Below are 19,584 nucleotides of genomic sequence, written 5' to 3'. Positions count from 1 at the left end.
CACACCCTACTGGCGAGCACCGACACCGCGTCGGGCCTGTGGACAACCCCCACCCCCGTGCCGCTCACCCGTCCCCGCACCCTCCGTGTCCGCCGGCGGCAGACCCGTACCGATCATGTGCCGGACGATCCGGAACGCCTCGCCGAGCGGCGCGGTCTCCTCGTCCGGGCAGGTGTCGCACTGCCCGTTCGCGAGCCGGAAGCCCCCACTCCACTGGCGGGATCCCGCCGAGGCGGCGTGCGCGCCCGGATCGTCCTCTTCGTCGAGAACCATCACCAGCGCGCGGTCGGTGTCGCTCACCACGCTCAGCAGGCGTCCGGCGGAGCTGGTCGGCCAGGTGCCGGGACGGCCCTCGGCGATCCGCCGCCGCAGGGTGGCGACCGCCTCCCCGGCCGTCACCGTCGCGCGCTCACCGGCGAAGGTCCAGGTCTCCGACACACGCCGATCTTCCCATCGGGTGGCGCGGGCGGGCGTGACGCTCGTGCCGGAAGGCTCGGACACTCCGTCGCGACCCGGTCGGCTTCGGTCGTGGCGGGTTCGAGGTGTTGTCGGGGCCTGGTCAACACGCTTCAATGCGGGGGAACTCGGGGCCGTGCACGCACACATACGGGGGCGGCGTGCACAGTGACGGGCGTTCACAGCGTCCACGGGGGTGGCCCCGTACACCAGCGCAGACGGTCTGACCAACCGTAGCGACACCTCATAGAAAGGCGCCCCGGCATGCGGCATGCCACAGAGCACGCGCACCTCCCCACCGCGGAACTGGACACGGCCCTGCGGGGCGGCCCCTTCCATGTGGCGCTGCGCGCCGCGATCGCCGCACGCGGGCTGCCGCTCCAGCGCGTCCAGCACCATCTGTCCCGGCATGGGGTCAAGGTGGGTGTCACCAGCCTGAGTTACTGGCAGCAGGGCGCCCGCCGCCCGCAGCGCCCCGAGTCGCTGAGGGCCGTACGGGCGCTGGAGGAGATCCTCCAGTTGCCGGACGAGTCGCTGATCCGGCTGCTCGCCGAGGTCGACGGGCACACGGCGGCCGGCCGCCCCGCGGGGCGCTCCTACCGCTCCCTGATCGAAGCCTCGGACGTGCTGGACCGGCTCCGGGCCGAGCTGGGCTGGTCCCTCGACGGCGGGCTGCACACCCTGGGCCACCACGAGTGCGTCCGCATCGGCGCCCGCCGCGAGCTGGCCGCCCGCGAGGCCCACCACATCGTGCGTGCCCACCGCGACGGGGTCGACCGCTTCGTCGCCGTGCACCACGGCGACCCCGGCTGCCGCCCGCACGCCATCAGAGTGCGGGCGCTGGAGAACTGCCGCACGGGACGCGTCCGCTGGGACCAGGAGACGGGCGCGCTGGTGGCGGAGCTGCTCTTCGGCACCCGGCTGCGCTCCGGGGACACCTTCCTCTTCCGGTACGGCATCGAGGACGGTACGGCCGGACCCTCCCGTGAGTACCTCCACCGCTTCGGCTTCGCCGGCGGCCAGTACGCGCTCCAGGTGCGCTTCGACGCGTCCGCGCTACCGGCCCGCTGTCACCGCTTCACCCAGCACTCGGCGGCGGCCCCTCGCAACGGCCGGCAGGAACTATCGGTCACCGGCCCACACCACTGCGTCCACGTGGTCGAGCCGCGGATACGTCCGGGCATCGTCGGCATCGCATGGGAGTGGGACTGAAGCCACCCCGGCGGCAGGCCTGTTGACCCGGCCCGGGCCCGGATCCATCGCCCGGGCGGCTCGGCGGTGCGGGTGGCAGGGGCGGCTCGGCGGTGCGGTGCAGGGTCGCTGTTTCGCAGCGGGCCACGACGGCTGTGCGGCCCTGCGGGTGGGCGCGTGCGGGCGGGTCGGAGGCGTGCCGCTTCACAGTGGCGATGGTGCGACCGTGGGAGGCGGTTGCGCGGTCGACCGTGCGGGGGACGGTTGCGCGGCCGGGGTGTCGGCGGGACTGTCAGGCGCCCGGGCCGGCGATGATCCTGCCGTTCGTGGTCTTCACCGGCAGCTCGGCCAAGGGCTCGGTGGCCGGCGCCTGGACCACCTTGCCCGTCACGGCGTCGAACTGGCTGCCGTGGCAGGGGCAGATCAGGGTGGTGCCCTGCAGCTTGTTGATGGGGCACCCCGCGTGCGTGCAGATCGTGCTGTAGGCCTTCAGCGTGCCGCTTCCGTCACGGCTGACGACCACGTTGTGGTCCCGGTAGAGCTTGGCAGCGCCCTTCGAGACCTTGCTCTCGGCGCCGAGGTCGACCGGCGCCGTCGGGGCGGCCGCGCTGCCCTGGCCCGGCGCCGAGCACGCGGCCAGGCCGAGCCCGGCGACGGGGGCCACTGCGGCCCCTCGAAGGACGGTACGACGGCTCGCGGAGGGTCGGGCAGGCATCTGGAACTCCACTGCTCAAGGGATGTGCGGGGCGACGATACCCGGGCAGAAGGGTCGGCCCTGGAGCGGGGTGGCGACTACGGGGAGCGGGCGCCGGGGCGGCAGTCAGGGCGAGGCGCTGGGCACCGGCTGGCGCAGGTGGAGGGCAGGCGGGTGACGTAAACGCTTACGCAAGCGTTTACGCGAGGGTCGTCGATGGGGTACCGTCCCGGCCGGAAAGCCGTGCTCACTCGGTTCCGGGAGGGAGATGCGATGCCCACGATGGCCGATGTCGCGCGGAGCGCCGGGGTCTCCGTGGCGACCGTCTCCCATGTCCTGAACGGCACGCGACCGGTGCTGCCCCACACCCGCCAGGCCGTGCTGGACGCCATCGACGCCCTCGGCTACACCCCCAACACCCTGGCCCGCTCCCTAGTGACCTCCCGCACCCGCTCCATCGGGCTCGCGGTGTCGGCGATCAGCAACCCGTACTTCACGGAGATCCTCCAGGGCGTCGAGGCCGCTGCCCTGGAAGCGGGCTACAGCCTGCTCATCGCGGATCCTCATGACGACCCGGGGCACGAACGCAAGGTCGTACAGCTCCTCCATGAGCGCCGGGTGGACGGCATGATCGTCGCTCCTTCCTCGCATCCACAGAATCTGGTCGGCTATCTGCGCCGCCATGCCGTACCGACCGTGTTCCTGGACCGGGTGATCGACGCCGTCGTGACGGACGGCAAGGCGATCGCCGGTGGAGCCGGCACCGCCCCCGGCGAGGCCGCGCCCTGGTACGACCAGGTCTGTGCCGAGAGCGCCGAACCGACCGCCCGTCTCGTCACCCACCTCGCCGGGCTGGGACACCGCCGGATCGGCCTGGTCGCCGGCCTGCCCGGGCTGAGCACCACCAGTGAGCGCGTGTCCGGCTACCGGGACGGTCTCACGGCCGCCGGCCTGGCGCACGACGAACGGCTCCTGGTGTCCGGGAACTCCGAGTCCACGGGTGCCGAGCAGGCCACGGCCGCCCTGTTCGCCCTGCCCGATCCGCCCACGGCACTCGTCACCGCCAACAACGCGATGACCATCGGTGCCCTGCGCAGCCTGCGTCGGCAGGGCCTGTCCGTGCCGGACGACATCGCCCTGTGCTGCTTCGACGACTTCGCCTGGGCCGATCTGTTCTCACCCCGGCTCACCGCGATCGCCCAGCCCAGCAGGGAGTTGGGCGCGCAGGCCGTCCAGGTGCTCCTGCACCGGCTTGACGAGCCGCGCCGGCCGACCCGGACGGTGCGGCTGCCGTGCGCGTTCGTCCATCGCACGTCCTGCGGATGCCCGGAGGAGCCGGACGGGTCCGAGGAACCCGCGGACATCGCATCATCCACACTGTCGGAGAAGGGAACAACCTCGTGATCGTCGTCGCCGGTGAGGCACTGATCGACCTGGTACCGCAGGGCTCCGGCGCCCTCGCGGACCTGAAGCCGGCGCTCGGCGGCGGCCCGTACAACACCGCCGTGGCCCTCGGTCGGCTCGGCTCCCGCACCGCCTTCTGCTCCCGGACGTCGCACGACGCGTTCGGCGAGGCCCTGCTCGACGGGCTGCGGCGGGCGGGGGTGGATGTGTCCGGTGTGCAGCGCGGGACGGAGCCGACGACCCTGGCCGTGGCCACGATCGACGGCAGCGGCTCGGCGGCCTACTCCTTCTATGTCGAAGGCACCGCCGACCGACTGTTCGCCGCCCCCGCCGCGCTGCCCGCCGGCACGCGCGCGGTGTCCTTCGGCACCTGCTCGCTCGTCCTGGAGCCGGGGGCGAGCGCCTATGAAGAGCTGATGCGCGCGGCCGCCCAGCAGGGGCTGTTCACCGCACTCGACCCCAACATCCGGGCGGGGCTGATCCCGGACGCGGACGCCTACCGAGCGCGTTTCAAGAGCTGGCTGCCCTCGGTGACGCTGCTGAAGCTCTCCGCGGAGGACGCCGAGTGGCTGGGCGGCACCCCGGGCGAGTGGCTGGCCGCGGGACCGGCGGCCGTCGTGGTGACCCGGGGCGGGGACGGTCTGAGCGTGTTCACGCGGGACGGCGCGGAGTACTCCGTACCGGGTGAGAAGGTCGCCGTGGTGGACACCATCGGCGCCGGTGACACGGTGAACGCGGCCTTGCTGCATGGGCTTTCCGCTCTGGACGCGCTGTCCGCGGATGCGCTTGCCGCCCTCGGGACGGAGGGCTGGACGCGGCTGCTGCGCTTCGCGGCACGCGCGGCGGCGATCACCTGCTCACGGGCGGGGGCCGAGCCGCCGTACGCCGCCGAGCTGGGCGGCCTGTGAGCGGTCCCTTTCCTGCCCGCTTCCTCTCCGCTCTGCTGCCTCTCTGCTGTTGTCAAGGTGCGGCCGGACCTGCGACACGGGGACCCGTCGGACCTCGGGGCCGGGGTGGCTGATAGTGGAACGAGCGGCGCCCCGCGGGGAGTTCCCGCGGGGCGCCGCTTTTTTGGTGGTATGTCAGGCCTTGCGTGCCCGTGTCGTCTTCTTCGCGGGCGTCGCCTTCTTGGTGGCCGCGGCGGCCTTCTTGGTCGCCGTGTTGTTGGCCCTGGCTGTGACGGTCTTCTTCGCCGCCGTCTTCGCCGCGGCCGTCTTCCTGACCGTGGTGGCACGCGGAGCCTTCACCGGCTCCGCGTCGCTGATGCGGTCGGCGCCGAGGATCTCGCGCAGGAACTTTCCGGTGTGGCTGGCCGGAACCCCGGCGACCTCCTCGGGCGTACCCTCGGCGACCACGAGGCCACCGCCGGCACCGCCCTCCGGACCCATGTCCACGACCCAGTCGGCGGTCTTGATCACGTCGAGGTTGTGCTCGATGACGATGACCGTGTTGCCCTTGTCGACCAGGCCACCGAGGACCTTCAGCAGCTTGCTGATGTCTTCGAAGTGCAGACCGGTGGTCGGCTCGTCCAGGACGTAGACCGTGCGCCCGGTGGACCGCTTCTGCAGTTCGCTGGCCAGCTTCACGCGCTGGGCCTCACCGCCGGAGAGAGTGGTGGCGGACTGGCCGAGGCGGACGTAGCCGAGGCCGACGTCCTTCAGCGTCCTCAGATGCCGGGAGATGGAGGGGACGGCCTCGAAGAAGTCGGTGGCCTCCTCGATCGGCATGTTCAGCACATCGGCGATGGACTTGCCCTTGTAGTGGACCTCCAGGGTCTCCCGGTTGTATCGGGCGCCGTGGCAGACCTCGCACGGGACGTAGACGTCCGGGAGGAAGTTCATCTCGATCTTGATCGTGCCGTCGCCCGCGCAGTTCTCGCAGCGGCCGCCCTTGACGTTGAAGGAGAAGCGACCGGGCAGGTAGCCGCGGACCTTGGCCTCGGTGGTCTCGGCGAAGAGCTTGCGGATGTGGTCGAAGACACCGGTGTACGTCGCAGGGTTGGACCGCGGGGTGCGGCCGATCGGCGACTGGTCGACGTGCACGACCTTGTCGACCAGGTCGTCGCCGTCCACGCGCGTGTGCCGTCCGGGGACGTTCCTCGCGCCGTTCAGCTCGCGGGCCAGGTGCGTGTAGAGGATGTCGTTGACCAGCGTCGACTTGCCGGATCCGGACACGCCCGTGACGGCCGTGAACACGCCCAGCGGGAAGGACACGTCAATGTCCTGGAGGTTGTTCTCTCGGGCGCCGTGCACGGTGAGATGCCGGGACAGGTCGCGCGGACGGCGGATGTCGGGGACCGGGATCGCCTTGCGACCCGAGAGGTACGCGCCGGTCTGCGACTCGGTGTTGGCGAGCAGCTCCTTGAGGGAGCCGCTGTGCACGACCTTGCCGCCGTGCTCACCGGCGCCGGGGCCGATGTCCACGACCCAGTCGGCGACCTTGATGGTGTCCTCGTCGTGCTCCACGACGATGAGGGTGTTGCCCATGTCGCGCAGCCGGACCAGGGTCTCGATGAGCCGGTGGTTGTCCCGCTGATGCAGACCGATGGACGGCTCGTCCAGGACGTAGAGCACGCCTACGAGACCGGAGCCGATCTGGGTGGCCAGGCGGATGCGCTGGGCCTCGCCGCCGGAGAGCGTGCCGGCCGCGCGGTTCAGCGAGAGGTAGTCCAGGCCGACGTCGACCAGGAAGCGCAGCCGTTCGTTGACCTCCTTCAGGACCCGCTCGGCGATCTTCTTGTCCCGGGCGTTCAGCTGCAGCCGGCCCAGGAAGTCCGCACAGTCGCTGATCGACATCGCGGAGACCTCGGCGATCGACTTCTCCATGATCGTGACCGCGAGGACGATCGGCTTCAGGCGCGTGCCCTCACAGGTGGGGCAGGGCACCTCGCGCATATAGCCCTCGAAGCGCTCGCGGCTGGCGTCGCTCTCGGCCTCGCTGTGCCGGCGCTTCACGAACGGAACCGCGCCCTCGAAGGGCGTGGTGTACACGCGCTCTCGGCCGTAGCGGTTGCGGTACCGGACCTCGATCTGGGTTTTGTGGCCGTGGAGCAGGGCCTTCTTCGCACGCTGCGGCAGGCCCGCGAACGGGATGTCCGTGCGGAAGCCGAGGGCGTCGGCGAGGGCGCCGACCAGGCGGCCGAAGTAGTCCTTGGTGTGTCCGTGCGACCAGGGGTGGATGGCGCCCTCGTCCAGGGACTTGTCCTCGTCCGGGACGATCAGCTCCGGATCGACCTCCATGCGCGTGCCGATGCCCGTGCACTCGGGGCAGGCGCCGAAGGGCGAGTTGAAGGAGAAGGAACGGGGCTCCAGCTCCTCGAAGGACAGGTCGTCGTACGGGCAGTACAGGTGCTCGGAGTACATGCGCTCGCGCTCGGGGTCGTCCTCGGGGAGGTCGACGAAGTCGAGCACGATCATGCCGCCGGACAGGCCGAGCGCGGTCTCCACGGAGTCGGTGAGGCGGCGCTTGGCGGAGTCCTTGACCGTGAGGCGGTCGACGACCACCTCGATGGTGTGCTTCTCCTGCTTCTTCAGCGTGGGCGGGTCGGAGAGCTGGATGGTCTCGCCGTCCACCCGCGCACGGGAGTAGCCCTTGGTCTGGAGGTCGGCGAAGAGGTCGACGAACTCGCCCTTGCGCTCGCGCACCAGCGGGGAGAGCACCTGGAAGCGGCTCCCCTCCGGCAGCTCCAGGACCTTGTCCACGATGGCCTGGGGCGACTGGCGCGAGATCGGGCGGCCGCACTCGGGGCAGTGCGGCTTGCCGATGCGTGCGAAGAGCAGACGCAGATAGTCGTAGACCTCGGTGATGGTGCCGACCGTCGAGCGCGGGTTGCGCGAGGTCGACTTCTGGTCGATGGAGACCGCTGGGGACAGGCCCTCGATGAAGTCGACGTCCGGCTTGTCCATCTGGCCGAGGAACTGCCGGGCGTACGAGGAGAGCGACTCCACGTAGCGGCGCTGGCCCTCCGCGAAGATCGTGTCGAAGGCCAGGGAGGACTTGCCCGACCCGGACAGGCCCGTGAAGACGATGAGCGAGTCACGAGGCAGGTCGAGCGAGACATTCTTCAGGTTGTGCTCGCGCGCGCCACGGACGATGAGACGGTCGGCCACGCCGGTCCGCACCTTTCTTGAGAGAAGTGACAGGGGCGGGGCCCCCGTGCTTCTTCAGACTAGGGGGAGCCACTGACAACGCCGGTCGGATTGCCCGGTTGCATAACAACCTCCGGCCATCCAGCATGCCCGACGCCGCTCTCGACGATATAGCACGTGCTTTCGATTTGCGGACGGGCTTCACCACCTTCACTCAAAGGTGTGGCGGGACTAATGTCAGGCTCATGATTGATCACGCTCATGACCTGGCATGTGTACGTGACGCGACCGAGCGGCTCCTCACCGCGGTCGCCAAACTGGACAACGCGGCGCTCGCCGAGCCGTCACGGCTCCCGGGCTGGACCCGCGGACACGTCCTCGCCCATGTCGCCCGCAACGCGGACGCGCTCGTGAACGTCCTCGAGGGCCGCCCCATGTACGCGAGCGCCGAGGCACGGGATGCCGACATCGAGCGGGACGCCCCGCGCCCCCTCGACGCCCAGCTCGCCGACCTGCGCGAGAGCACGGCCCGTTTCCAGGCGTCGGGGGATGCGCCGGCGGACTGGACGCGCACGGTGGAGCTGCGCAACGGGGTCACCGACTCCGCGTCCCGGGTGCCGTTCCGCCGCTGGGCGGAGGTCGACCTGCACCATGTGGATCTCGGCATCGGGTACGAGCTGGAGGATCTTCCGGCGGAGTTCATGGAGCGGGAGATCGGCTTCCTGGCGGACCGCTTCGCCGGGCACAAGGACGTGCCCTCGACCGGCCTGGCCGCCGAGGGCGGCGCGACCTGGACCACGGGCGGCGGCGCGGAGGGCACACCGGTCACGGTCGAGGGGACGGCCGCCGACCTGCTGGGCTGGCTCGCCGGGCGGCGCGAGGGCTCCGGTCTGACCGTGCAGGGCGCGCTGCCGAAACTGCCTCCCTTGTAGGCCGTCGACGGTCCGCGGGCCCCTCCCCGCTATAGGCTGATCACCATGACGTACACCGGAGAGGTCAGGGTCGGCGGACCGGCGGATGTGCACGAGCTGAAAGACCTGATGATCACGAAGATCGCGGTCGGCCCGATGGAGAACAACGCCTATCTGCTGCGCTGCCGGGCCACCGACGAGCAGCTGCTGATCGACGCCGCCAGCGAGGCGGAGACGCTCCTCGGCATGATCGGTGACGACGGCATCGCGTCCGTCGTCACCACGCATCAGCACGGCGACCACTGGCAGGCGCTCGCCGAGGTCGTCGCGGCCACGGGCGCGCGTACGTACGCCGGCCGGGAGGACGCCCCTGGCATCCCGGTGCCCACCGACGTCCTGGTGAACGACGGCGACGTCATCAGGGTGGGGCATGTGGAACTCACCGCACGGCATCTCGTCGGGCACACCCCGGGTTCGATCGCACTGGTCTACGACGACCCGCACGGCCATCCGCACGTCTTCACCGGCGACTGCCTCTTCCCGGGCGGCGTCGGCAACACGCGCAAGGACCCGAAGGCCTTCGCCAGCCTGATCCACGACGTGGAGACGAAGATCTTTGCCGTGCTGCCCGACGAGACCTGGGTGTATCCCGGGCACGGCAACGACACGACGCTGGGAGCGGAGCGACCGCAGCTGCCGGAGTGGCACGCACGCGGGTGGTGAGCGCGGGCGCATTGCCACGGCGCGGGCGCGTTCTCACCGCACAGGCGCAGTCTCCACGCGCGCGCCCCGTGTGCACGTTTCACACGCGCCGGGGGCGTGCGCACGCTTCCGGCACGCCCTGTCACGCAGTCAACTGGTAGCAGCCCCGCAGAGGATGACGGCTCCTGTGCGGTAGGGCCGCCGGTCCCAACCCCGCCCTCGGCCGGCGGCCCTGGCCAAACGGCTGCCCCCGCGCGCCGTTCACAGGACCGCAACACCCGTTCCCACTATGCGGACAGTTGCCGTCATGACCTGGACAAACATGGGGTTCGCTGCCAATCTCCCGCCATGTACCTTGCCCCTCGCACCCTGCGTCGTGCGCTGGCCGCCGCCTCCGTAGCCCTGCTCGCCACCGCTGTCGGCTGTGCTCCACAGCCCGACGACACAGCGTCGGCCGCTCCGTCCGGCTCGGCCGCGAAGAGCTGCGCCAAAGGCAAGTTGGCCACCAAGACGTCCGGCAAGCTGACGATCGCGACGGACGAGCCGGCGTACGAGCCCTGGTTCAAGGACGACAAGCCCGCGAACGGCAAGGGCTTCGAGTCGGCGGTCGCCTATGCCGTGGCCCGGCAGCTGGGTTACGCCAAGAACGCGGTCGTATGGCAGAGCGTGCCGTTCAACAAGGCGTTCGCGCCCGGCGTGAAGACCTTCGACTTCGACATCAACCAGGTGTCGATCAGCACCGAGCGCAAGAAGGCCGTCGATTTCTCCTCCGGCTACTACGACGTGCGCCAGGCGGTCATCGCGCTGAAGGGCAGCAAGGCCGCCAAGGCGTCGAGCATCGCGGACCTGAAGGACCTCAAGCTGGGTGCCCAGGTCGGCACCACGAGCCTCGACTACATCACCGACGTGGTGAAGCCGAAGCAGGAGGCCGCCGCCTTCGCGAAGAACGACCAGGCCAAGTCGGCGCTGAAGAACGGGCAGGTGGACGCCATCGTGGTCGACCTGCCGACCGCGTTCTACATCACCTCGGCCGAGGTGACGAACGCGAAGATCGTCGGCCAGTTCGAGAACCAGGGCGGTACGCCGGAGCAGTTCGGGCTGGTGCTGGACAAGGGCAGCGCGCTGGCCTCGTGCGTGAGCGGCGCCGTGGGCGCCCTGCGCAAGGACGGCACGCTGGCGAAGCTCGAGAAGCAGTGGCTCTCCGACGCCGTCGACGCCCCGGTGCTCAAGTGACGGTCACCAAGGGCGGGTCGGCCCGGGAGGGAGCCGACGACAAGGACGACACGACCGGCGGCGCCGCCGACGGCGTCACCGGTGACGGCTACGCACCGTCCGAACGGCGGCTGGAGCGCGAGCGCTACAAACGCGCGCGTACCCGCCGCGCCACAGCCGTCGCGGCGCTCTCGACCCTGGTCACGGCTGTCGTGCTTTACCTTGTCGTGGTCAACGCGCCGGGCTGGCCGCGCACCAAGGAGACGTTTTTCAGTGCGCAGTACGCGCGCGAGGCACTGCCGAAGGTCCTCGAAGGGCTGTGGCTGAACGTCCGCCTGCTCGCGGTCTGCGGGGTCGCCGTCCTGGTCCTGGGCATGCTCATAGCGATCGCGCGCACCCTGCGCGGCCCGGTGTTCTTCCCGCTGCGTGTGCTGGCGGCGGCCTACACCGACTTCTTCCGCGGCCTCCCGCTGATCATCAACCTGATGATCGTGGTCCTGGGCGTCCCGGCGCTGCGGCTGCAGGGCGTGACGGTCGATCCGGTGCTCCTGGGCGGTACGGCGCTGACGCTGACGTACTCGGCGTACGTGGCCGAGGTGTTCCGGGCCGGGATCGAGTCGATCCACCCCTCGCAGCATGCCGCGGCCCGCTCACTGGGCCTGACCAACCGCCAGGCCCTGCGCCACGTCGTCCTCCCCCAGGCGGTACGACGTCAGGTGCCGCCGCTGCTCAACGACCTGGTGTCGCTGCAGAAGGACACCGGTCTGGTGTCGATCGGCGGCGCGGTGGACGCCGTGCGGGCCGCCGACATCATCGTGGGCCGCAGTCTGAACTACACGCCGTACATCGTCGCGGGACTGGTGTTCGTGGCGCTGACCATTCCGATGACCCGCTTCACGGACTGGGTGACGGCCCGGATGGACCGGCAGCGGGCCCAGGGAGGATCGCTATGAGCGACGCAGGCGCGCCCGTCCTGCGCATGGAGTCCGTCCGCAAGACCTTCGGCGGCTCCGTCGTGCTGCGGGACGTCGATCTGGAGGTCGCGCCGCACACGGTGACCGCGCTGATCGGTACCTCCGGCTCGGGCAAGTCCACGCTGCTGCGCTGCGCCAATCTCCTGGAGGAGATCGACGACGGCGCGATCTGGCTGGAGGGCGAGGAGATCACCGATCCCCGTGTCGACCAGGACGCGGTGCGCCGCCGGATCGGCGTGGTCTTCCAGGCGTACAACCTCTTCCCGCACATGAGCGTGCTGGACAACATCACGCTGGCGCCGCGCCGGGTGCACGGCGTCTCCCGTGCGGAGGCCGAGGAATGGGCCAGGGGGCTGCTGGAGCGCCTCGGACTGGGTGCCAAGTGGGATGCCTACCCCGACCGGCTCAGCGGCGGCCAGCAGCAGCGTGTGGCGATCGTACGGGCGCTTGCCGTGCGGCCCCGGCTGTTGCTCCTGGACGAGATCACGGCGGCGCTGGACCCCGAACTCGTGGGCGAGGTGCTGGACGTGGTCCGGGACCTGAAGGACGACGGTATGACCATGGTGCTGGCGACGCACGAGATGGGCTTCGCGCGGGACGTCGCCGACCAGGTTTGTTTTCTGGATGGTGGAGTCGTCCTGGAGCGCGGCACCCCCGAGCAGGTCTTCGGGGACCCGCAGCAGGAGCGCACACGGCGCTTCCTGCGGCGGATCGTGGAGGCGGGCCGGTTGTAACCCCGCATCGAGGCGGGCCGGTTGCAGCTACGCGTCGGCCTGGGCCGCGCTCAGCAGGGCGGCCACGCGCTCCAGGCCGAACACATAGCCCTGCACTCCGCATCCGGCAATGACGCCGTCCGCGCGCAGCGAGACATAGGAGTGGTGCCGGAACGACTCGCGCCGGTGGATGTTGGAGATGTGCACCTCCAGCACGGGCATACCGTCACAGGTGTTGAGTGCGTCCAGAATCGCGACCGACGTGTGGGAGTAGGCACCGGGGTTGATGACGATCCCGCAGTGGTTCAGGCGCGCCTCGTGGATCCAGTCGACCAGTTCGCCCTCGTGGTTGGACTGCCGGAAGTCCACCGTGCCGCCGTGCGCGGCCGCGGCCTTGGCACACAGCGCCTCGACGTCGGCCAGTGTGTCGCTGCCGTAGATCTCGGGCTGGCGCTGGCCGAGCAGGTTCAGGTTGGGCCCGTTGAGGATCATGATCGGGGCATTGGCCAGGGTGCGGGGCACGGTTCCTCCGGTCCGTTCGGAGCGGTACGTCGACGACCGCTGCTCGCACCCGGTCTATCACGGTGGCCCGCGCGCAGAACGGGCCTTGCGCGCCGGTGACCTCGGCGCACGCCACCGTCACTCGATCACCTCCGCGCGCCCCCCGTAACCGCCGATCACGGTGGGTAGTTGACGCGGCATGCAGCCTGTACGTGCCGTGAACGCCCCCTCGATGCCAAGACTCGCCGCCGCTTCCATGGTGGGAACCGCGATCGAGTTCTATGACTTCTTCGTCTACGGGACGGCGGCGGCCCTGGTCCTCGGGCCGCTGTTCTTCCCGACGTTCTCACCGGTCGCCGGGACACTCGCCGCGTTCGGGACGTTCGGGGTGGGGTTCATCGCCCGGCCGCTCGGCTCGGTGCTGTTCGGGCATCTCGGCGACCGCCGCGGACGGCGTCCGGTGCTCGTCGCCTCGCTGCTGGTCACCGGTGCATCGACCGTCGCGGTGGGCTGTGTGCCGTCATACGGGTCGATCGGCATCGCCGCGCCCGTACTGCTGCTCGTCCTGCGCTTCCTGCAGGGTCTGGGGCTCGGCGGTGAGTGGGGCGGGGCGGTCCTGCTGACCGCCGAGCACGCACCGGCCGCGCGGCGCGCGCTGTGGTCGAGCTTCCCCCAGGTGGGTCCCGCGTTCGGCTTCGTGCTCGCCAATGGGGTGATGCTCGCCCTGTCGGCGTTGCTGTCCGACGCGGAGTTCGCCGCGTGGGGGTGGCGGGTGCCGTTCTGGGCGGCCGGAGCGCTGGCGCTGGCCGGGCTGTGGCTGCGCTCGTCGCTCGCCGAGAGTCCTCGGTTCCTGGAAATCGACGACCACGCGCGCGTGCCGCTCGTCGAGGTCGTACGGCATCACGGGCGCATGGTGCTGCTGACGGCCGGCGGACTGGCCGTCGGGTATGCGGTGTTCTATGCCGTGACGACGTGGGCGCTGGCGTATGCGACGGAGCGGCTCGGGGTGAGCCGGACGGTGATGCTGACCTGTGTCATGGCCGCGGTGGTCGTGAACGCGTCCCTCACGCCCCTGGTGGCGCTGCTCGGTGACCGTTACGGGCGTCGGCCGCTGTGCCTGACGGGGTGCGTGGCCTGCGCCCTGTGGATGCTCCCGATGGTGGCGTTGCTGGCCACCGGTGAGCCGCTGCTGATGTTCCTCGGCATTCTGGGCGCCCTGATCGCCTTCGTCATCATGTTCGGGGTCATCGCCGCCTATCTGCCCGAGCTGTACGAGGCGCGGGTGCGCTGCACGGGCGCCGCGGTGGGCTACAACCTCGGCGGGGTCCTCGGCGGCGCCCTCACCCCGATCGTGGCCACGGCCCTCGCGGAGCACAGCGGGCGTGTGCCGTGGGCCGTGGGTGTGTATCTGACGGGTATCGCGCTGTTCAGCCTGGTGTGCTTCGCGCTGTTGCCGGAGACGCGGCCGGTGCCCGTACCGGCCGTGGAACCGGCGACGGGCTGACCTGTCTGGCAAGGGGCCGGACGTTCGGCTACGGATTGATCGCCAGTTCCAGATAGGCCGCGAAGAGCACCAGATGGACTCCGCCCTGCAGGGGTGTGGCCCGTCCCGGCACCACCGTCAGGGAGCTGACCACGACGGTCAGCGCGAGCAGCAGCATGTGGGTCGAGCCGAGGCCGAGGACGAGCGGTCCGGACAGCCAGATGGAGGCGAGGGCGACGGCCGGAATGGTCAGGCCGATGCTGGCCATGGCCGAGCCGAGTGCGAGGTTGAGGCTGGTCTGCACCCGGTCACGGCGTGCGGAACGCAGTGCGGCGATCGTCTCCGGCAGCAGGACGAGCAGGGCGATGATCACACCGACGACGGCCGGGTGCAGGCCGGCCGCCTCCACTCCCGACTCGATGGTGGGCGACACGCCCTTGGCCAGGCCGACCACGCCGATCAGGGCCAGGCCGAGCAGGCCGAGGCTGATCCAGGCGGTGCGCGCGGACGGCGGTGCGGCGTGATCGTCGGCCGTGATGACCTCGCCCTGCCTGGTGATCGGCAGGAAGTAGTCGCGGTGGCGCACGGTCTGGGTGGCCACGAACAGTCCGTACAGGATCAGTGAGGACAGCGCGGCGAAGGTCAGCTGCACCGAGGAGAACTCGGGTCCGGGCTTGCTGGTGGTGAACGTCGGCAGGACCAGGCTGAGCGTGGCGAGTGTCGCCACGGTCGCCAGGGCGGCGCCGGTGCCCTCGGGGTTGAAGACCGCGGTGCCGTGCCGCAGGGAGGCGACGAGCAGGCAGAGGCCGACGATGCCGTTGCAGGTGATCATCACGGCGGCGAAGACGGTGTCTCTGGCCAGGGTGGAACTCTTGTCACCGCCGTCGACCATGAGGGTGACGATCAGAGCGACCTCGATGATCGTGACGGCGATGGCGAGCACCAGGGAGCCGAAGGGCTCGCCGACTCGGTGGGCGACGACCTCGGCGTGGTGCACCGCCGCCAGGACGGAGCCTGCGAGCACCAGGGTCACCAGCCCGACGACCGCGCCCGGCAGGTCACGGCCCCAGGTGAAGGCCAGGAGGACGACCGCGAGGACGGGCACGAGGATCGTCCATTGCCGGGTGAACGACCGGAGCCGAGTGATCATGCGGCGATGGTCGCAGAGACGTACAGAGTTCGCATTCCATCCTTTTCGGATACCTTGCATCCTTTCCGCCCCGCGGGCTTGCTCAGACGTCGATGCTGTCCTTCCGGACACCTTCGCCACTGGTGTGCGCCGCCTCGACGGCGGCCTGCTTCCTGGTGGCCATCAGGCTGGTGATGGTGGTCACGACCAGGACCGCGCAGATCACGCCGAGCGAGACCGGGATGCTGATCTCGGGGACGTGGACGCCGGACTCGTGCAGGGCGTGCAGCACCAGCTTGACGCCGATGAAGCCGAGGATGACCGACAGACCGTACGAGAGGTGGACCAGCTTCTTCAGCAGGCCGCCGATGAGGAAGTAGAGCTGTCGCAGCCCCATGAGGGCGAAGGCGTTGGCAGTGAAGACGATGTACGGGTCCCGGGTCAGACCGAAGATCGCAGGGATGGAGTCCAGGGCGAACAGGACGTCCGTCGTGCCGATGGCGAGCATCACGACCAGCATCGGGGTCATGACCCGTTTGCCGTTCTGCTGGATCCACAGTTTGGTGCCGTGGTACCGGTCGGCCACGCCGAACCTGCGCTCCGCGGCCTTCAGCAGCTTGTTCTCCTCGTACTCCTCGTCCTCCTCGTCCGCGCGGGCCTCCTGGATGAGCTTCCAGGCGGTCCAGATCAGGAAGGCGCCGAAGAGGTAGAACACCCAGGCGAAGCTGGCGAGGATCGCGGCTCCCGCGGCGATGAAGACGGCCCGCAGGACCAGGGCTATGAGCACACCGACGAGCAGGACACGCTGCTGGTACTGGGTCGGCACCGCGAACTTCGCCATGATCAGGACGAAGACGAAGAGGTTGTCGACGCTCAGCGACTTCTCGGTGATGAATCCGGCGAAGAACTCACCGGCCGGCTGCCCGCCCCCGAAGGCGAGGAGACCAAGGCCGAAGAGCCCGGCCAGGGTGATCCAGACGACGGTCCAGACACCGGCTTCTTTGATCGACACTTCGTGAGGCTTGCGCCCGATGAAGAAATCGACCGCGATCAGGGCGGCCAGACCCACGATGGTCAGGACCCACAGGGTCACGGAAACGTCCACTGCACCTCCGGCATTACGTAACGGCAAACACATCAGCGTCGTCGCTGCCGGAGGTCTCTTCCACCCGTTATGGGCCGGCGCCCCGGGACCGGAACCGGTCCGTACTGACGGGTGCGCCGCAGTCAGGGAGTACTCCCCTCCGCACGGAAGACAGTACCCCAATCACCAAGGAAAGGTAAAGAGAAAAGTAAAATAAAGACCAAACTACCTGGTCGGCGTCCTTTACCTGTGCTTGGGCAGGGTTCTGGCCACCTCGGCGAGGACCTGGTGCACGATCTGGCTGCCGGCCGGCACCAGCGAGGGTTCGTAGGTCCAGGCGTGCCCGACCCAGGGGTCGGAGAAGTGGTCGTCGGGGACCGGCGTGAGACGCATCAGCGAACGCCACAGCGGATCGAGCAAGGGGCCGTAGGCAGCAGCATCCTCGCGGTCCGCCACCAGCAGGAGGTGCACGCCGACACCTGGCCCCTCATCTGCCAGATAGCGCAGTCGGGTCACCGCCCGGTCGTCGAAACCGTGCGGGAAATCGTTGACGATCAGCAGCTGACGCGCTGTGTCGACATCAGCCGGCAGCGACTCGGGCGCGCCTGCGCGCAACGCCATCTGCACCAGGTCGACCCGACGGGTGAGCCGCTCCAGCAGCTCCGTCACCCCCGCCGCACCGGTCGCGGGAGGCCCGGCGAGCACGCCGGTCCGCATGAGCGGGCCGAACGCCGTGGCCCCGGCGCCGGCCGGGTCGATGACCTGCAGGGCGAAGTCCCCCGGCGGATGCACGGCGAGCAGCCGCACCGCGAGCGCCACGGCCGCCTCCAGGGCCAGGTGCCGTAGTTCGGCGGTGTCCGGGAGGCCGTCGGCTGCCGGTGCACCGCTGTCGAGCCACAAGCCGCGTTCGAGCGGAAGCCGGACCAGCAGGGGGATGTGCAGCGGCGCGCTCTCCGGTAGTCGGAGATCACCGAGGCGCAGAGCCATCGGCGGTTCGGCAGGGACGCGGTAGCCGTGCCAGACAGGGTTGTCCCAGCGGGCGTATGCCGGTGGAAGGGCGGGCTCGACCACCTCGGACTCGGCGGTGAGCTGGGCGAGGTCGCGGTCGAGGGCCGCACGCGCCTGGTCCACCAGCTGCGTCCGGCGGGCGTGGGCCGCCTCGCGGGCGGCGTCCCCCGCGCTGCCGAGCCGGTTGCGGGGGTCGGTCAGGGTCTCGTCGAGTTCCTTCTCCAGGCGGGAGTCGGCGAAGTCGACGGCGCTGCGGTACGCGGCCGTCGTGCGAGCCAGGTCCTCGAACATGCCCCAGACCTGGTTGTACAGCCGCTCCTCCATGGACCAACCCACGGCGTCGCCTGCGACGGGCGGTGCGGGACGGTCGTCGGCGGCCGCAGCCGCCGGTGGCGGTGTGCCCTGCGGGCGGCGGCCAGGGTGCGTGTAATCGATCCGGCCACCGGGGTCGGGCGGGACGGCGCCGGACGCTTGGGCGTCGTACGGGTTCTGCGCGTCGTACGAGGGTGCCGGCTCCGGCCGCTGCGGGGCATACGACGGCGTCCGACCCGCTGTCCCGGACGCGGGGGTGTCCTGCGGCTCGGGCACGGAAGTGTCGTACGGCAGGGACGCCCTGGAGTCGCGCGCCGTGGCAGCGGACGCGTCGTACGCGACGGCCGCTGAGGTGTCGTGCGGTGCACGAGCCGCGCTCTCGTCCGGTGACGGCAGGGACGGCGGTGTCGGCAGTACGCGGGACGGGCCCTGGGCCGAAGCCTCATGGATGGCGGCCGCGAGGTCGGCTGCCTCGCGCAGTCCCCGGTCGGCGAGGAGCGCGGTGAGCCCGGCCGCATAGCCCTGGCCCATCGCCCGCACCTTCCAGGCACCCTGCCTGCGGTACAGCTCCAGGGCGAGCACGGCCGTCTCGCTGTCCAGGCCGGTGACGGTGTAGCAGGCGAGTTCGGTGCCGTCGAGGCCCTCGACCGTGGTGTGCGGGGCGGCGACGGCACCGAACCTGAGCGGTCCTTCGGCCCCTGCGGGCAGGGCCAGGAAGACGTCGACGCGATGTACGGCCTCGGGCACGGCGCCCAGGTCGACCGCCAGCCGGTGTTCGGTGGCGGGCTGCCGGGGCACCTCGACGCCGAGCAGGGCGGGGGCGGCGGGATGAGCCACCCACTGGGGGCCGTTCACCGCGCCGTTCTCGTCGCCGAACGTGGCTCCGGCCAGGACCGGCACCCCCGCAGAGATCCGGATCACCAGCCGGATCTGGGACAGCGGGTGGTTCTGCCCCCGCACCAGCTCGGCTGTCATCGCCGTCGCCCCCTGTTTCGTTCTGTCGTGCTCACCCCGCCCGTCGAGGCGGCGGTTTTACAGGTGCTGCTGGATCGCCGGCATCAGGTCCTGGAACGTGCGGCCGTTGGCCGGGGTGCCCAGGGCGGTCATCGCCCAGCCCGAGCCCTCGCGGTGCACCTTCGCCATGATCTGGGCGGTGTAGTCGCCGCCGCCGTCCAGCGTGTAGCGGGCGAGTTCCTGGCCGTTGGTCTCGTCCACGAGGCGGCAGAACGCGTTCTGCACCTCCTGGAAGGTCTGGCCCGTGAAGGAGTTCACGGTGAAGACGATCTGGTCGACGTGGACCGGAACGCGCTGCAGGTCCACGAGGATCGCCTCGTCGTCACCGCCCTGACCGACACCGCCCACGAGATTGTCGCCCGTGTGCCGAACGGAGCCGTCGTCGCTCACCAGGTGGCGGAAGAAGACGACGTCGATCGGCTGCTTGTCGGCGAAGAGGACGGCCGAGGCGTCCAGGTCGATCTCGCGGGTGCGGGAGCCGAACAGACCGCGCCGCTTCGCCGCCTGCCAGCCCAGCCCCATACGGACCGCAGTCAGGGTGGCCCCGTCCTTCTTCTCCAGGCTGATGGCCTGACCCTTGCTCAAGTTGACGGACACCGCTGAATTCCCCTCTCGATGGTCCCCTGTTGCCGCGCATTGCGCGGTTGTTCAGAACCCTACGCAGGGGCACTGACAGTGCCGAACCCCGGCCCGCGCTTTGTGTCGGTG

General features: G+C 70.2%; 17 protein-coding genes. 9 read left to right on the top strand and 8 right to left on the bottom strand.

The annotated features are described in order from the left end of the window. Positions 1–6: 6 nt before the first annotated feature. Positions 7–438, bottom strand: coding sequence for a hypothetical protein (locus tag AB0L75_RS12385; protein ID WP_365179284.1), 432 nt, complete (start codon positions 436–438; stop codon positions 7–9). 282 nt (positions 439–720) lie between these two features. On the opposite strand from AB0L75_RS12385, the gene AB0L75_RS12380 reads away from it, so the two are divergent. Further along, the gene (locus AB0L75_RS12380; RefSeq protein WP_365179282.1) at positions 721–1,668 is read left to right on the top strand and encodes a hypothetical protein; all 948 of its coding nucleotides are present in this window, start codon (positions 721–723) and stop codon (positions 1,666–1,668) included. A 271-nt stretch (positions 1,669–1,939) separates the two neighbouring features. On the opposite strand, the gene AB0L75_RS12375 is transcribed toward AB0L75_RS12380, so the two are convergent. Beyond that, the gene (locus tag AB0L75_RS12375) at positions 1,940–2,362 is read right to left on the bottom strand and encodes a Rieske 2Fe-2S domain-containing protein (RefSeq protein ID WP_365179279.1); all 423 of its coding nucleotides are present in this window, start codon (positions 2,360–2,362) and stop codon (positions 1,940–1,942) included. Positions 2,363–2,614: 252 nt separating this feature from the next. On the opposite strand from AB0L75_RS12375, the gene AB0L75_RS12370 reads away from it, so the two are divergent. Both AB0L75_RS12370 and AB0L75_RS12365 read left to right on the top strand, forming a co-directional pair. Beyond that, entirely contained in the window at positions 2,615–3,745 is a 1,131-nt protein-coding gene (locus AB0L75_RS12370) for a LacI family DNA-binding transcriptional regulator (protein ID WP_365179276.1), read from the top strand. After that, a complete protein-coding gene (locus AB0L75_RS12365) occupies positions 3,742–4,653 on the top strand; it encodes a carbohydrate kinase (protein WP_365179273.1) in 912 nt (303 codons plus the stop codon). The genes AB0L75_RS12370 and AB0L75_RS12365 overlap by 4 nt, the downstream gene beginning before the upstream one ends. A 174-nt stretch (positions 4,654–4,827) precedes the next feature. Here the strand turns inward: AB0L75_RS12365 and uvrA are convergent, their stop codons facing one another. Then, on the bottom strand, positions 4,828–7,854 hold the full coding sequence (gene uvrA, locus AB0L75_RS12360; protein WP_365179270.1) for an excinuclease ABC subunit UvrA: 3,027 nt from the start codon (positions 7,852–7,854) through the stop codon (positions 4,828–4,830). A 224-nt stretch (positions 7,855–8,078) separates the two neighbouring features. Between uvrA and AB0L75_RS12355 the strand changes: the two genes are divergently transcribed. The 5 genes from AB0L75_RS12355 (at position 8,079) to AB0L75_RS12335 (ending at position 12,366) form a co-directional block, all read left to right on the top strand. After that, complete coding sequence (locus tag AB0L75_RS12355) at positions 8,079–8,765, top strand: maleylpyruvate isomerase family mycothiol-dependent enzyme (protein ID WP_365179267.1); 687 nt, start codon at positions 8,079–8,081, stop codon at positions 8,763–8,765. Between the two features lie 45 nt (positions 8,766–8,810). Continuing rightward, complete coding sequence (locus tag AB0L75_RS12350) at positions 8,811–9,467, top strand: MBL fold metallo-hydrolase (RefSeq protein WP_365179264.1); 657 nt, start codon at positions 8,811–8,813, stop codon at positions 9,465–9,467. 327 nt (positions 9,468–9,794) lie between these two features. Then, entirely contained in the window at positions 9,795–10,679 is an 885-nt protein-coding gene (locus AB0L75_RS12345; protein WP_365179261.1) for an ABC transporter substrate-binding protein, read from the top strand. Next, positions 10,676–11,611: an amino acid ABC transporter permease gene (locus tag AB0L75_RS12340; protein WP_365179258.1), complete on the top strand. Its 936-nt coding sequence runs from the start codon at positions 10,676–10,678 to the stop codon at positions 11,609–11,611. Before AB0L75_RS12345 ends, AB0L75_RS12340 begins: the two co-directional genes overlap by 4 nt. Beyond that, a complete protein-coding gene (locus AB0L75_RS12335) occupies positions 11,608–12,366 on the top strand; it encodes an amino acid ABC transporter ATP-binding protein (RefSeq protein WP_365179255.1) in 759 nt (252 codons plus the stop codon). Before AB0L75_RS12340 ends, AB0L75_RS12335 begins: the two co-directional genes overlap by 4 nt. Before the next feature lie 27 nt (positions 12,367–12,393). Here AB0L75_RS12335 and aroQ read toward each other — a convergent pair whose 3' ends face one another. Continuing rightward, positions 12,394–12,867: a type II 3-dehydroquinate dehydratase gene (gene aroQ / locus AB0L75_RS12330; RefSeq protein WP_365179252.1), complete on the bottom strand. Its 474-nt coding sequence runs from the start codon at positions 12,865–12,867 to the stop codon at positions 12,394–12,396. 211 nt (positions 12,868–13,078) lie between these two features. Here aroQ and AB0L75_RS12325 point away from each other — a divergent pair, with 211 nt between their 5' ends. After that, on the top strand, positions 13,079–14,350 hold the full coding sequence (locus AB0L75_RS12325) for an MFS transporter (protein ID WP_365179249.1): 1,272 nt from the start codon (positions 13,079–13,081) through the stop codon (positions 14,348–14,350). Between the two features lie 28 nt (positions 14,351–14,378). Here AB0L75_RS12325 and AB0L75_RS12320 read toward each other — a convergent pair whose 3' ends face one another. From AB0L75_RS12320 to AB0L75_RS12305, 4 genes are all read right to left on the bottom strand, one after another. Then, the gene (locus AB0L75_RS12320; RefSeq protein ID WP_365179246.1) at positions 14,379–15,479 is read right to left on the bottom strand and encodes an ionic transporter y4hA; all 1,101 of its coding nucleotides are present in this window, start codon (positions 15,477–15,479) and stop codon (positions 14,379–14,381) included. A gap of 82 nt (positions 15,480–15,561) precedes the next feature. Beyond that, positions 15,562–16,563, bottom strand: a complete 1,002-nt coding sequence (locus tag AB0L75_RS12315; protein WP_365179243.1) for a TerC family protein — start codon at positions 16,561–16,563, stop codon at positions 15,562–15,564. A 222-nt stretch (positions 16,564–16,785) separates the two neighbouring features. Next, entirely contained in the window at positions 16,786–18,837 is a 2,052-nt protein-coding gene (locus AB0L75_RS12310; RefSeq protein WP_365179240.1) for a TerD family protein, read from the bottom strand. A 57-nt stretch (positions 18,838–18,894) separates the two neighbouring features. Then, complete coding sequence (locus AB0L75_RS12305) at positions 18,895–19,473, bottom strand: TerD family protein (RefSeq protein WP_365179237.1); 579 nt, start codon at positions 19,471–19,473, stop codon at positions 18,895–18,897. Positions 19,474–19,584: the final 111 nt, after the last annotated feature.

Source organism: Streptomyces sp. NPDC052101 (genome assembly GCF_040680235.1).
In the GTDB taxonomy this organism is placed as follows: Bacteria; Actinomycetota; Actinomycetes; order Streptomycetales; family Streptomycetaceae; genus Streptomyces.
The sequence above is the reverse complement of the archived record's forward strand: the minus strand, read 5'-3'. Positions and strand labels throughout refer to the sequence as shown.

Bases quoted from the DNA above. Each gene is read 5' to 3' on its own strand.
- AB0L75_RS12380 (WP_365179282.1), top strand. From the start codon at position 721: ATGCGGCATGCCACAGAGCACGCGCACCTCCCCACCGCGGAACTGGAC.
- AB0L75_RS12375 (WP_365179279.1), bottom strand. From the start codon at position 2,362: ATGCCTGCCCGACCCTCCGCGAGCCGTCGTACCGTCCTTCGAGGGGCC.
- AB0L75_RS12370 (WP_365179276.1), top strand. From the start codon at position 2,615: ATGCCCACGATGGCCGATGTCGCGCGGAGCGCCGGGGTCTCCGTGGCG.
- AB0L75_RS12355 (WP_365179267.1), top strand. From the start codon at position 8,079: ATGATTGATCACGCTCATGACCTGGCATGTGTACGTGACGCGACCGAG.
- AB0L75_RS12350 (WP_365179264.1), top strand. From the start codon at position 8,811: ATGACGTACACCGGAGAGGTCAGGGTCGGCGGACCGGCGGATGTGCAC.
- AB0L75_RS12345 (WP_365179261.1), top strand. From the start codon at position 9,795: ATGTACCTTGCCCCTCGCACCCTGCGTCGTGCGCTGGCCGCCGCCTCC.
- AB0L75_RS12335 (WP_365179255.1), top strand. From the start codon at position 11,608: ATGAGCGACGCAGGCGCGCCCGTCCTGCGCATGGAGTCCGTCCGCAAG.
- AB0L75_RS12325 (WP_365179249.1), top strand. From the start codon at position 13,079: ATGCCAAGACTCGCCGCCGCTTCCATGGTGGGAACCGCGATCGAGTTC.
- AB0L75_RS12320 (WP_365179246.1), bottom strand. From the start codon at position 15,479: ATGATCACTCGGCTCCGGTCGTTCACCCGGCAATGGACGATCCTCGTG.
- AB0L75_RS12310 (WP_365179240.1), bottom strand. From the start codon at position 18,837: ATGACAGCCGAGCTGGTGCGGGGGCAGAACCACCCGCTGTCCCAGATC.